The organism is Shewanella sp. SP2S2-4, from assembly GCF_031932025.1.
GTDB lineage: Bacteria > Pseudomonadota > Gammaproteobacteria > Enterobacterales > Shewanellaceae > Shewanella > Shewanella baltica.
Genome location: NZ_JAUOER010000023.1, coordinates 14,386 through 26,955, shown reverse-complemented (window position 1 = coordinate 26,955; position 12,570 = coordinate 14,386). Strand labels below are relative to the sequence as shown.

The following is a 12,570-nucleotide window of genomic DNA, read 5'->3' as shown; positions in this document are numbered from 1 at the left end:
TCAAGTTGATACTCTCTCATGCTTTTTCTCGAATAATTCTTTTTTTATTTTTTGCCATTTTTTTTATGGGTTCTCTTCTTTCTGGCTATCTCAGTGGTTTCGCTGGACTGGGTAACTCTTATGATCTGAAACGGATTTTAGTTATCGTATTTGTGGTGGTCGCTATGGTGTTGCTTTCATGCAGAAAATCTGTACTGATAACTATACTTTCTCCTTACACATGTTGGGTTGTCTGTGTAATATTTATTTTGGGTTTTATTTCTGCATTAAATAGTAAACACCCATTTTGGTCATTGCTTGAATTAGCCAACTTTTTATTGTTGTTCTGCTTGTTTTATATCGTCGGTGTACTGATTGCGGATATAGGCAAAACTGTTGTGCTGCAATATTTTTTTTGGTTTGCATTATTTTTTTCGGTTTGTATTTCAGTTAAGTTTTTTTTGCTACTGCTTTTTCATGCCTTCGATGCTAATCGGCCCGATGTGCATTCTTTAGTTGCTGGCTTTATGAATGTTAGGTTTTTCAATCAGTTGCAAGTTATTATGATGCCGCTTTTGTGCTTATCTTTTTATATTGAACAACTCAATAAATATAAGCAGGCAGCCATGTTGGCCTTTAGTGTGTTGTGGTTAATCTTGCTGCAATCAGAGGCTCGCGGGGCATTACTCGCAATGGTGGTGGCAGCTTTTGTTGTGTATAGTTTTTTACCTGTCGACCTGCGTAAAGCCTTTATTCTCCCAATTATGAAGGCTGTGGCTTTAGGCACGCTTTTGTGGTTAGTGTTGATCATTATTATTCCACTGTTTATTTTTGATAGCCAAATTTGGCAATTAAGAACCAATAGCTCAGGTCGCATTGACATGTGGATTTATATTTTGCAAACGATCCCTGAATGTGTTTGGTTAGGTTACGGGCCAATGAGTTTTGCATGGGCAGAAGCAAGACCTTTGCCTAATGCCCACCCCCATAATGCTCTACTGCAGTTTTTATATGAGTTTGGTGTATTTTCATTTATCTTGCTGGCGAGTTGGTCAGTGATGAAATTACGGACAATATTAAAGAGGCTGACATTATTGGGGGCAAAGCCGAATGAGTATTTGGCTGTAAAACTACAAAGTAGCATCGATACCAACATCGACACAAATATGGACGTAACCGATATTGTGCTGGTATTTGCTATTTGCGCAGTATGGATTTATGCCATGTTTGATGGGGTAATTGTGATGCCATTATCCCAAGCATTGTTAGTCGCGTTATTGGCGCTTAATTGTCGCCAATATCAATTGCGAGTGATAGCGTTACCTTGGAAAGTGGGGCTAGTGGCAATAGTGATAATCTGTGGTGCGCTGTTAATCGCTAGCCTTAGTGATGCCGGGCTTAATCAACAACTTTATCCAAGATTATGGTTAACCGGGATAATTAATTGATATAAATAACAAAGCCCCAAGATGGGGCTTTAGAAGAATTTGCGAGATTAGCTGCCGAGACCAGCGCCTTTTTTACAGATGGATTGTTCGGAACCTGTCATTGCGTATGATACACCACCATTTCCATCAAATGTTGCTGTAAGTGTGCACTTAGGTTCTGTCCAGACCAAAGTAACGCCTGCACCTTGTGATGGCTCCGCTGCCAAAGCAGTCATTTTTGTGTTTTTTGCTACTTCAGCTTGTATACCTGTACAGCCAATTCCAGTTGTGTTGCATGCTTGAATTTTTTGGGCAAAAGCACTAACGCCTTTCATTGCGGCTCCACCTTGGGCTGATGTGACGTAATCTTTATAAGCAGGCAATGCTACCGCAGCCAAAATACCGATAATGGCAACTACGATCATTAGTTCGATCAGAGTAAAACCCTGAGCTTGTTTCTTTAAATTCATGGCCTTCATTTTTCTCTCCAGCTAACTATTTAGTGACTTACTTTGATTGAATAGAGTGTTAAACCTAAACGCTGTTTTACACTATAAATTGTTTTGACTCGTCAAACTTTTTTACTCATTGATGCTAATAAAATCATTTATATGATCTATGTAACATTAACAGTACACCGATGATCTTGAATGACCCATGTGTAATGACTCATGCTGATTTATCCAAAGCCACTTTACTGAGCTAATGTCTGTTTGAATAAATCCTTTCGGTAACCGCACCTTAGGCTAATGCCCCTCAAAATGTGCTCCTGAAACGCAAATTAGAGTATTTTGACAGGCATTCCAGTGCTGACCTTAGGTGAGGTTGACCAAACGGCCATCTCGCCTTTGTAAAAGTTAGTACAAAGTTGCATAAAATGAAACAACTTTTACTCATAAAGTACTAATAAAATGATTCATTTGTCTAAGAAATAGGAGATTAAACACATTGTGTTATAACAAAATTTTGACAATGTCAGTTTGATTGACTGGTATTAGCGCTAGAGTCAAGGTGATGGCGGATTTTCGATTGATTTTTGAAGGAGTTTAGCCATTGCTGATATTCGTATCATAAGGGCAAAACGCTTTGCTTCTTGAGTCTGGTACATGCAAAGCGTTTTGTGATTTAACAAATGTTACGGTTTACTTTAAGTCGGTTTTAAGCTTTCAATCTAAGCGATAAGTCTAGGGCGCGAACATGCTTAGTGAGTGCACCAACTGAGATATAGTCGACACCAGTTTTAGCAAATTCGGCTAAAGTGTCTAAGGTGACATTGCCGGAGACTTCAAGCTTAGCGCCGGCGCCTTTCGCTTTATATTGATTGTTCATTTCAACCGCTTCGACCATTTTAGTGATATCGAAGTTATCTAACATGATGATATCTGTGCCAGAGTCGAGTGCTAAGGCGAGTTCTTCGAGTGATTCCACTTCGACTTCAACGGGTTTATTCGGGTACAAGTTGCGGGCGGTATCTACGGCTTGGCGAATGCCACCACAGGCCATAATGTGGTTTTCTTTAATCAAAAATGCATCATATAAGCCAATGCGATGGTTTTTACCTCCGCCGCAGGTGACAGCATATTTCTGGGCGGTGCGCAGGCCTGGAATGGTTTTGCGAGTATCTAATAGGCGAGTGTGAGTGCCCACCAGTTTATCGACATAATGCTTAGTTAAGGTCGCAACGCCAGACAGAGTTTGGATAAAGTTCATTGCCGTGCGTTCGCCGGTGAGAATCGTGCGTGCTGGGCCTGAGAGTTCACACAGTAGTTGGTTAGGTAACACCAGATCGCCATCATCCACATGCCAATGCAGTGCGACTTCCCCACCGAGTTGATTAAAAACTTGTTCGGCCCATGCTTTTCCACAAAAAACGCCTTCTTCACGGGTAATAAGGGTGGCTTCAGCGTACTTATCAGCAGGGATCAACATTGCTGTGATATCACCATAAGCGATGGCCTTGGTTTGATCGTTGATTTCGGTGCCGCCTAAGTCTTCACTGAGTGCGGATTTTACTGACTGGCGAATATCGTTTTCTAACATGAGCGGGGTCCTTGCATTCTTTAATTACTGACGACCTACTTGCATCTTAGGTTAAGATTACCACGGCCTTAGGTCTCACGGAACAGCTTGGAAGATTGTGCTGCAGGACTCAACCTCTGGCTTATTTAAGTTGGGAGTGAATGGCTTGCTCCATGATCTCAATATTAAAAGATGATGAAGTCAGCCTGTTCCGTGTGCTGGGTTTCTTCTTTGCTTGGCTGAATACTGTTAGAGTAACTCAGTTTATGTGGCATAGAGGATAAGCTCATAATGCGGTTTGAATTGGGTTGGTGTGAGGGTGCAAGGCGTTGTGAGTCACCACATTTTAATCAACGTCCCTTGGGTGAATTGAGTTTATTGGTGATCCACAATATTAGCCTGCCAGCAGGTTGCTTTGGATTACCCTATATTGATCAATTATTTCAAGGGTGTTTAGATACGAATGCGGATGCCAGTTTTGCACAGCTGCAGGGCTTGGAAGTCTCGGCGCACTTTTTGGTCCGCCGTAATGGCGAGCGTGTGCAGTACGTGAGTTGTAACGACAGGGCTTGGCATGCTGGGGTGTCTCGTTATGGCGAGAGAGAGAATTGTAATGATTTCTCCATTGGTATTGAGCTGGAAGGCACTGATACTGAGCCTTACACACCTGAGCAATATCAGTCACTGACAGCGTTGACGCAAGCTCTGTTGGCTGAGTATCCATCGCTGAGTACCGAACGAATTGTGGGTCATTGTGATATTGCGCCAATGCGCAAAACAGACCCTGGGCAAAGTTTTGATTGGGAAAGATATTTAGGGAAGCTAAAGGAATATACTCAGGCGTTGCGCTCTTAGGTTTTTGGATTTTAGACGTATTTCACACAAACCTAGACTATTTATGGACAAATTATAGAGGTACAGCCCATGGCATTATTTTCACTCTTGGTCGCCATTTTAGTGGAGCGACTTAAATTTCTTCCTTCATCATGGCAATTTGATCGTTTACTGCAGTCCTACCAAACGACGTTTTTTGGTGATAAAGCCTCACTGACGAGCGTTATGATGGCGCTGGCGTTAGTGCTGCCAGCCCTGTTGGTGTATGTGTTGTCTTGGTTAGTGGCGGGAATGTTTTGGGGCTTATTAAGTTTAGCGCTATGGATTGTCGTAGCGGTGGTTTGTTTTAACCATCAGAAACAGCGTGATATTTTCAAGAAATATATGCAAGCGGCTTGTCGTTCTGACGTCCAAGCTTGTTACCATTATGCCGCTGAGCTCGATTGTAGCGAGTGTTTGGATGCGGTATCCGAGAAAGACCTTGGCGCTAAAGTGGGTCAAAGTGTTGCTTGGATTAATTATCGTTATTACGGCGCCGTTGCTTTGTTCTTCATTTTTCTGGGGCCAGTCGGTGCTGTGTTGTATTGCACTGTGCGTTTTTATGCAGAAGAAAATGCCCGTAAATCCCTTGATCTGCCATTAGTCAACGAAGTGATTAGCGTGTTGGATTGGTTACCTAGCCGCATCTTTGCTTTTGGTTATGCGTTAAGTGGCCAATTTAGCGAAGGGTTAGCCGCGTGGCGCCATCATGGTTTGACCATAAATACCAGTGCTCGCACTGTCGTTGTTGAGACGGCATTAGCAGCGCAACCTTTACCTGAGGTCGCGAGTGCACCTATATGTGTACAGTCAACCTTGGCATTATTAGTACTGAGTAAACGCAACTTTACACTTATCGTCGCGGTACTGTCACTGCTGACCATTTTTGGATTGGTGAGTTAAGCAATATCAGCGTCACAGCGATAGCTGAATTTGGCAGTCTGAGCTGAGATAGCTCAGCTCTGTCAAATGGTCTGACCCCATAGACATTTTTTTCCGCTATGCTCTCTCTTCGTGAGTGCTTTCGATCGAGATCGCTTTTAAGGAGTGATCTTCAATCTGGACATCAAAACGCTGATTTGATAAAGTGCGCTCACTCAAAAAAATTGGTAAGACCAATTTACAACGGAGCTGAGCGCCTGATGGCCTATAGTAAAATTAATCAGCCAAAAATTTCTGATGTGATTATGGCTCAATTAGAGCAGATGATCTTAGAGGGCAGTTTGCAGCCCGGTCAGAAGTTACCGCCTGAACGCGAACTGGCGATCCAGTTTGAAGTGTCTCGACCTTCTTTGCGTGAAGCTATCCAAAAGCTTGAGGCAAAAGGACTGTTAATGCGCCGCCAAGGCGGTGGTACTTATGTCAAAGAGCAACTCTGGCAGAGTCTTGCCGATCCTATCGTTGAACTTATGAATTCTGATCCAGAGAGTCAATACGACTTGCTGGAGTTCCGTCATGCTACCGAAGGTATGATGGCTTATTTTGCGGCGCTGCGTGGTACTGACGCCGATATGCAAAATATCAAACGTATGATCCTCGAGGTGGAAGCCGCCACCGATATTGAAAAACAAGCCGCCGCCATTGTGCGCTTTTATCGTGCCGTTGCCGAAGCGTCACATAACGTGGCTATGTTACACCTCGTTCTCAGTTTAACCCCTGTGCTGCATCAAAATGTGGCGCAAAACTTGGAGCTTTTAAGCCGCCGCGAAGAAGCTTCTACTATGGCTAACGATCACAGACGGGCCTTGCTCGCTGCCATCGTTCGTCGTGATCCCGAAGCCGCCAGAGAAGCCTCGAATGAACACTTAAGTTACATCGAAGAGGTGATGTTATCTGTGCGGGAAGAAGATAGCCGGTTGCAGCGAAGCTTGCGCCGTTTAAAGAGTGGCGCTTAAGTTCTGTAGTTTAGCTGCCTGCTAAATCGGAATATGCCGCAAACACCATTCATTATCATGTATATAGAGAAGGACAGTGTCATGTCTGAAGATATGCTACAAGACGTAGATCCATTAGAGACTCAGGAATGGGTTGATGCCCTGCAAGCCGTGTTGGAACAGGAAGGCCCAGAGCGCGCGCATTTTTTACTAGAGAAGCTGATCGATAAAGCGCGTCGTAATGGCACTCACTTGCCTTACAATGCCACAACGGCTTACTTGAACACTATCCCAGCGGGTCAAGAGCCTCACATGCCTGGCAACCAAGAGATGGAACGTCGCATTCGCGCCATCATCCGTTGGAACGCTTTGGCTATGGTTCTGCGTGGTTCTAAGAAAGATTTAGAGTTGGGCGGCCATATCTCAAGTTTCGCTTCAAGCGCGACTATCTATGACGTATGTTTTAACCACTTCTTCCGTGCACCGAATGAAAAAGACGGTGGCGATCTCGTGTATTTCCAAGGCCATATCGCCCCAGGTATTTATGCGCGTTCATTCCTAGAAGGTCGTTTAAGCGAAGAGCAACTGGCTAACTTCCGTCAAGAAGTGGATGGCAAGGGTCTGTCTTCATACCCACATCCAAAACTGATGCCGGATTACTGGCAATTCCCAACGGTTTCTATGGGCTTAGGTCCAATCCAAGCCATCTATCAAGCCCGTTTCCTGAAATATCTGACTGACCGTGGTCTGAAAGATTGTTCAGCACAAACTGTTTACTGTTTCTTAGGTGACGGTGAGTGTGACGAGCCAGAAGCCTTAGGTGCTATCGGTTTAGCGGCCCGTGAAGAATTAGATAACTTAGTCTTCATCGTTAACTGTAACTTACAGCGTCTTGATGGCCCTGTACGTGGTAACGGTAAGATCATCCAAGAACTTGAAGGCGAATTCCGCGGCGCAGGCTGGGAAGTTGTTAAAGTGATTTGGGGTCGTTACTGGGATCCATTATTAGCCCGTGACACCAGCGGTAAACTACTGCAGTTGATGGAAGAAACCGTTGACGGTGAATACCAAAACTGTAAAGCCAAAGGTGGCGCTTATACACGCGAACACTTCTTTGGTAAGTATCCTGAAACGGCCGAAATGGTGGCGAACATGTCAGATGATGACATTTGGCGCTTAAACCGTGGCGGTCATGATCCAGTTAAAGTTTACGCTGCACTGGAACATGCACAAAAAACCAAAGGCCGTCCAACAGTTATCCTAGCTAAAACCGTTAAAGGTTACGGCTTAGGTGATGCGGGTGAAGGTAAAAACATCGCGCACAACGTGAAGAAGATGGGCGTTGAGTCTATCCGTTACTTCCGCGATCGTTTCAATATCCCGATCCCAGATGACCAGTTAGAAGATCTGCCTTTCTATCACCCAGGTCCAGATTCTGAAGAAGTGAAGTACATGATGAGCCGTCGTGAAGCGCTGCATGGTAGCGTGCCACAACGTCGTCAAAAGTTCACTGAAGAGATGGAAGTGCCGTCACTGAAGATTTTCGATTCGATTTTGCAGGGCTCAAACGGCCGTGAAATTTCATCGACTATGGCGTTCGTTCGCGTGCTGACAGCATTGCTGAAAGACAAGAAAATTGGCAAAAACATTGTGCCAATTATTCCTGACGAAGCCCGTACTTTCGGTATGGAAGGTCTGTTCCGTCAAGTGGGTATTTATGCTCACGAAGGCCAAAAATACGTACCGCAAGACTCTGACCAAGTGGCTTATTATCGTGAAGATAAAACTGGTCAAGTATTGCAAGAAGGGATTAACGAGCTCGGTGCTATGTCTTCATGGGTATCGGCAGCGACAAGCTACTCTGTCAACGATACACCTATGATCCCGTTCTACATCTACTACTCAATGTTCGGTTTCCAACGTATTGGCGACATGGCTTGGGCAGCGGGTGACATGCGTGCTCGTGGTTTCTTAGTCGGTGGTACTTCAGGTCGTACAACGCTTAACGGCGAAGGTTTACAGCATCAAGATGGTCACAGCCACGTATTGGCGAACACTATCCCTAACTGTATTTCTTACGATCCAACCTACGGCTACGAAATTGCCGTTGTGGTACAAGATGGTATCCGTCGTATGTACGGCGAGAATCAAGAAGATATCTTCTACTACTTGACCACAATGAACGAAAACTATGAGCAACCAGCCATGCCAGAAGGCGCGGAAGTGGGCATAGTGAAAGGCATCTATAAGTTAGAAACGGTTGCGGGCTCAGGTAAAGGCAAAGTTCAGTTAATGAGCTGTGGCACTATCCTTGAACAAACCCGTAAAGCGGCGCAAGCACTGGCGAAAGACTTCGGTATTACTGCCGACGTATTTAGCGTAACTAGCTTCAACGAATTGACTCGCGATGGTCAAGCTGCTGAACGTTGGAACATGCTGCACCCAACCGAAACGCCAAAACAAGCCTATATCAGCCAAGTGATTTCAAGTGATGCACCTGCAATCGTCGCGACTGACTATATGAAGATTTACGGCGAACAGTTACGTGCTTACATTCCTACCGATTACAAAGTGTTAGGTACTGACGGTTTCGGTCGTTCAGACAGCCGCGAGAATCTACGTCACCACTTCGAAGTGGACGCTAAGTTCATCGTTATTGCGGCACTGAAATCACTGGTTGATCGCAAAGAGCTGCCTGTCGATGTGTTAGCAAAAGCCATTAAAGAATATGGTATCGACGCTGACAAGATCAATCCACAGTACGCGTAAGAGGCAATAAAAATGGCTGAATTAAAAGAAGTTTTTGTTCCTGATATCGGCGGCGATGAAGTGCAAGTGATCGAAATTTGTGTGGCTGTGGGTGATACCCTAGCGGCAGAAGAATCGATTCTTACCGTCGAAAGCGACAAGGCGACTATGGATATTCCAGCGCCTTTCGCCGGTGTTTTAGCCGAATTGAAAGTGGCTGTGGGCGATAAAGTATCTGAAGGTACTTTGATTGCTATGATGCAAGCAGCGGGCGCGGCAGCTGCTGCTCCGGCTCCAGTTGCTGCACCCGCTCAGGCGGCACCAGCATCTGCACCAGTTCAAGCGGCTCCTGCCCCTGTGGCTGCTGCTCCTGCGACGGGCGCAACCAAAGTGGTTGAAGTCACTGTACCTGATATCGGTGGCGACACTGATGTGTCGGTTATCGAAGTCCTGGTTGCTGTCGGTGACAAGATTGAAGTTGATAGCGGTTTAATTACCCTAGAAACAGACAAAGCGACCATGGACGTACCATCACCTTTCGCGGGTGTGGTTAAAGACGTTAAAGTCGCAGTTGGCGATAAAGTGTCGCAAGGCTCTTTAGTCATCATGCTTGAAGTGGGCGGCGCTGCACCTGCAGCCGCGCCAACTGTTGCTGCCCAAGCGGCTCCTGCCGCTACGGTAGCGCCAGTGGCCGCAGCACCTGCTGCACCAGCGGCAAGTGTGGTTGCGGTAAAAGAAATTCAAGTGCCGGATATTGGCGATGCCAGCAATGTCGATGTGATCGAAGTGCTCGTGTCTGTCGGTGATGAAATCACTGCTGACCAAGGTTTGATTACCCTTGAAACTGACAAAGCCACCATGGAAGTGCCTGCGCCATTCGCCGGTAAACTGCTGTCTTTGACTATTAAAGTGGGTGACAAGGTTTCTCAAGGTAGCGTTATTGCGACGATTGAAACTGTGACAGTGGGTGCAGCTCCTGCACCTGTTGCTCAAGCTGCGGCTCCTGCTCCAGTGAGCGCGGCGCCCGTTGCAGCCCCAACACCTGCAAGCCGTCCTCCAGTACCACACCACCCAAGTGCAGGTACACCTGTGTCTACCGGTGCGGTACATGCGTCTCCTGCGGTACGTCGTTTAGCCCGTGAATTTGGTGTCGACTTGACCCAAGTGACAGGTTCTGGCCGTAAAGGTCGCATTATGAAAGAAGACGTACAGGCGTATGTGAAATACGAACTGTCTCGTCCGAAAGCGACTGCGGCAACCTCTGTGGGTTCAGGTAACGGCGGCGGTCTGCAAGTGATTGCAGCACCTAAAGTTGATTTCAGTAAGTTTGGTGAAGTGGAAGAGATTCCATTAAGCCGTATCCAGAAGATTTCTGGCCCTAACTTACACCGCAACTGGGTAACTATTCCGCACGTGACTCAGTTCGATGAAGCTGATATCACTGAAATGGAAGAGTTCCGTAAGCAGCAAAACGATGTAGCGGCGAAGAAGAAAGCCGATTACAAGATCACGCCTTTAGTGTTTATGCTAAAAGCTGTGGCTAAAACGTTGCAACAGTTCCCAGTGTTCAACTCAAGCTTAAGTAGCGATGGCGAATCACTGATCCAGAAGAAGTATTTCCACATCGGTGTGGCGGTTGATACGCCAAACGGTTTGGTTGTGCCAGTCGTGCGTGACGTGGATAAGAAAGGCATTATCGAGTTATCTCGTGAACTGGCTGATATCTCTATCCGTGCCCGTGATGGCAAGCTGAAATCTGCTGACATGCAAGGTAGCTGTTTTACTATTTCTAGTTTAGGTGGCATTGGCGGTACAGCGTTTACGCCTATCGTTAACTACCCAGACGTGGCGATTTTAGGTGTGTCTAAATCTGAAATTAAGCCTAAGTGGAATGGTAAAGAGTTCGAACCTAAATTGATGTTGCCGCTGTCACTGTCATACGATCACCGCGTGATCGATGGTGCTATGGCTGCACGCTTTAGTGTGACGCTGTCAGGAATTCTGTCCGATATTCGTACTTTGGTTCTGTAAGCATATAAGGCTGCTCATCTTGAGTGGCCTTTTGTTTATTGTGATCAGTATCAAACACAGGTTAAAATGCGCCCACCTTACGCGCTGGCGCATTTTCGGTTGGCAGGATAGCTCCTCCAACGGATTGAATGAGAATTAGAGGAAAACATGAGTAACGAAATCAAAACTCAGGTAGTGGTATTAGGTGCAGGTCCTGCAGGTTATTCTGCGGCTTTCCGTGCAGCGGACTTAGGTCTAGAAACCATTATCGTTGAACGTTTTAGCACTTTAGGCGGCGTGTGTCTTAACGTGGGTTGTATCCCATCTAAAGCCCTATTACATGTTGCTAAAGTTATCGAAGAAGCCAAAGCCGTTGCTGCTCACGGTGTGGTTTTCGGCGAGCCAACTATCGATTTAGATAAGTTACGTGGCTTTAAAGAAAAAGTCATTGGCCAATTAACTGGCGGATTGGGCGGTATGTCCAAAATGCGTAAAGTTAACGTGGTTAACGGTTTTGGTAAATTCACTGGCCCTAACACGCTAGAAGTGACTGCTGAAGATGGCACTGTCAAAGTGGTTCAATTCGAGCAAGCTATCATTGCTGCGGGTTCTCGCCCAATCAAACTGCCATTCATTCCGCATGAAGATCCACGTATTTGGGATTCGACTGACGCATTAGAACTGAAAGAAGTTCCAGGCAAGTTGTTAGTGATGGGCGGCGGTATTATCGGCCTAGAAATGGGTACTGTGTACGCTTCTTTAGGCAGCGAGATCGACGTGGTTGAAATGTTCGACCAAGTGATCCCAGCAGCTGATAAAGACGTTGTTCGCGTATTCACTAAGCAAATCAAGAAGAAATTCAACCTGATCCTTGAAACCAAAGTCACAGCGGTAGAAGCCCGTGAAGACGGTATTTATGTTTCTATGGAAGGTAAGAGCGCACCAACTGAAGCAGTCCGTTACGATGCCGTATTGGTAGCAATTGGCCGTGCACCTAATGGCAAGTCGTTAGATGCTGAAAAAGCAGGTGTTAACGTTGATGAGCGTGGCTTTATCAAGGTTGATAAGCAACTGCGTACTAACGTACCGCACATCTATGCAATTGGTGACATCGTTGGTCAACCTATGTTGGCTCACAAAGGCGTGCACGAAGGCCACGTAGCGGCTGAAGTTATCGCTGGCATGAAGCACTACTTCGATCCAAAAGTGATCCCATCAATTGCTTACACAGACCCAGAAGTCGCTTGGGTTGGTTTAACTGAGAAAGAAGCGAAAGAGCAAGGTATTGCTTACGAAACCGCAACTTTCCCATGGGCTGCAAGTGGCCGCGCTATCGCATCTGATGCGAGCGAAGGCATGACTAAACTGATTTTCGACAAAGACACTCATCGCGTAATCGGTGGTGCTATTGTTGGCGTTAACGGCGGCGAGCTGTTAGGCGAAATCGGTTTAGCGATTGAAATGGGTTGTGATGCTGAAGATTTAGCATTAACCATTCACGCTCACCCAACACTGCACGAATCAGTGGGCTTAGCGGCTGAAATGTACGAAGGTTCTATTACTGATTTGCCAAACCCAAAGGCAAAGAAAAAGTAATTTAGCTGTCGATTAAAAAAGCGCTCATTTGAGCGCTTTTTTAT

General features: G+C 45.8%; 9 protein-coding genes. 7 read left to right on the top strand and 2 right to left on the bottom strand.

The window, feature by feature from the left end:
* Positions 1-5 precede the first annotated feature (5 nt).
* Positions 6-1,427: an O-antigen ligase family protein gene (locus Q4Q54_RS16545; protein WP_311989012.1), complete on the top strand. Its 1,422-nt coding sequence runs from the start codon at positions 6-8 to the stop codon at positions 1,425-1,427.
* A 47-nt stretch (positions 1,428-1,474) separates the two neighbouring features.
* On the opposite strand, the gene Q4Q54_RS16540 is transcribed toward Q4Q54_RS16545, so the two are convergent.
* Entirely contained in the window at positions 1,475-1,885 is a 411-nt protein-coding gene (locus tag Q4Q54_RS16540) for a prepilin-type N-terminal cleavage/methylation domain-containing protein (RefSeq protein ID WP_310795177.1), read from the bottom strand.
* A gap of 679 nt (positions 1,886-2,564) precedes the next feature.
* A complete protein-coding gene (gene nadC / locus Q4Q54_RS16535; RefSeq protein ID WP_006083348.1) occupies positions 2,565-3,446 on the bottom strand; it encodes a carboxylating nicotinate-nucleotide diphosphorylase in 882 nt (293 codons plus the stop codon).
* 270 nt (positions 3,447-3,716) lie between these two features.
* Between nadC and ampD the strand changes: the two genes are divergently transcribed.
* From ampD to lpdA, 6 genes are all read left to right on the top strand, one after another.
* Positions 3,717-4,280, top strand: coding sequence for a 1,6-anhydro-N-acetylmuramyl-L-alanine amidase AmpD (gene ampD, locus Q4Q54_RS16530; RefSeq protein ID WP_311989011.1), 564 nt, complete (start codon positions 3,717-3,719; stop codon positions 4,278-4,280).
* Between the two features lie 69 nt (positions 4,281-4,349).
* Positions 4,350-5,201 carry a beta-lactamase regulator AmpE gene (ampE, locus tag Q4Q54_RS16525; RefSeq protein ID WP_012090379.1) on the top strand — a complete coding sequence of 284 codons (852 nt, stop codon included), beginning with the start codon at positions 4,350-4,352 and terminating at the stop codon, positions 5,199-5,201.
* A gap of 239 nt (positions 5,202-5,440) precedes the next feature.
* Positions 5,441-6,193, top strand: coding sequence for a pyruvate dehydrogenase complex transcriptional repressor PdhR (gene pdhR / locus Q4Q54_RS16520; protein ID WP_006083345.1), 753 nt, complete (start codon positions 5,441-5,443; stop codon positions 6,191-6,193).
* Between the two features lie 81 nt (positions 6,194-6,274).
* Entirely contained in the window at positions 6,275-8,941 is a 2,667-nt protein-coding gene (aceE, locus tag Q4Q54_RS16515; RefSeq protein WP_006083344.1) for a pyruvate dehydrogenase (acetyl-transferring), homodimeric type, read from the top strand.
* Between the two features lie 12 nt (positions 8,942-8,953).
* Positions 8,954-10,951 carry a dihydrolipoyllysine-residue acetyltransferase gene (aceF, locus tag Q4Q54_RS16510; protein WP_311989010.1) on the top strand — a complete coding sequence of 666 codons (1,998 nt, stop codon included), beginning with the start codon at positions 8,954-8,956 and terminating at the stop codon, positions 10,949-10,951.
* Positions 10,952-11,098: 147 nt separating this feature from the next.
* On the top strand, positions 11,099-12,526 hold the full coding sequence (gene lpdA, locus Q4Q54_RS16505; RefSeq protein ID WP_006084361.1) for a dihydrolipoyl dehydrogenase: 1,428 nt from the start codon (positions 11,099-11,101) through the stop codon (positions 12,524-12,526).
* Positions 12,527-12,570 lie beyond the last annotated feature (44 nt).

What these genes read in the sequence shown, in the direction of transcription:
- lpdA (WP_006084361.1), top strand. Translation starts at nt 11,099, where the DNA reads ATGAGTAACGAAATCAAAACTCAGGTAGTGGTATTAGGTGCAGGTCCT.
- ampE (WP_012090379.1), top strand. Translation starts at nt 4,350, where the DNA reads ATGGCATTATTTTCACTCTTGGTCGCCATTTTAGTGGAGCGACTTAAA.
- ampD (WP_311989011.1), top strand. Translation starts at nt 3,717, where the DNA reads ATGCGGTTTGAATTGGGTTGGTGTGAGGGTGCAAGGCGTTGTGAGTCA.
- Q4Q54_RS16540 (WP_310795177.1), bottom strand. Translation starts at nt 1,885, where the DNA reads ATGAAGGCCATGAATTTAAAGAAACAAGCTCAGGGTTTTACTCTGATC.
- pdhR (WP_006083345.1), top strand. Translation starts at nt 5,441, where the DNA reads ATGGCCTATAGTAAAATTAATCAGCCAAAAATTTCTGATGTGATTATG.
- aceE (WP_006083344.1), top strand. Translation starts at nt 6,275, where the DNA reads ATGTCTGAAGATATGCTACAAGACGTAGATCCATTAGAGACTCAGGAA.
- aceF (WP_311989010.1), top strand. Translation starts at nt 8,954, where the DNA reads ATGGCTGAATTAAAAGAAGTTTTTGTTCCTGATATCGGCGGCGATGAA.
- nadC (WP_006083348.1), bottom strand. Translation starts at nt 3,446, where the DNA reads ATGTTAGAAAACGATATTCGCCAGTCAGTAAAATCCGCACTCAGTGAA.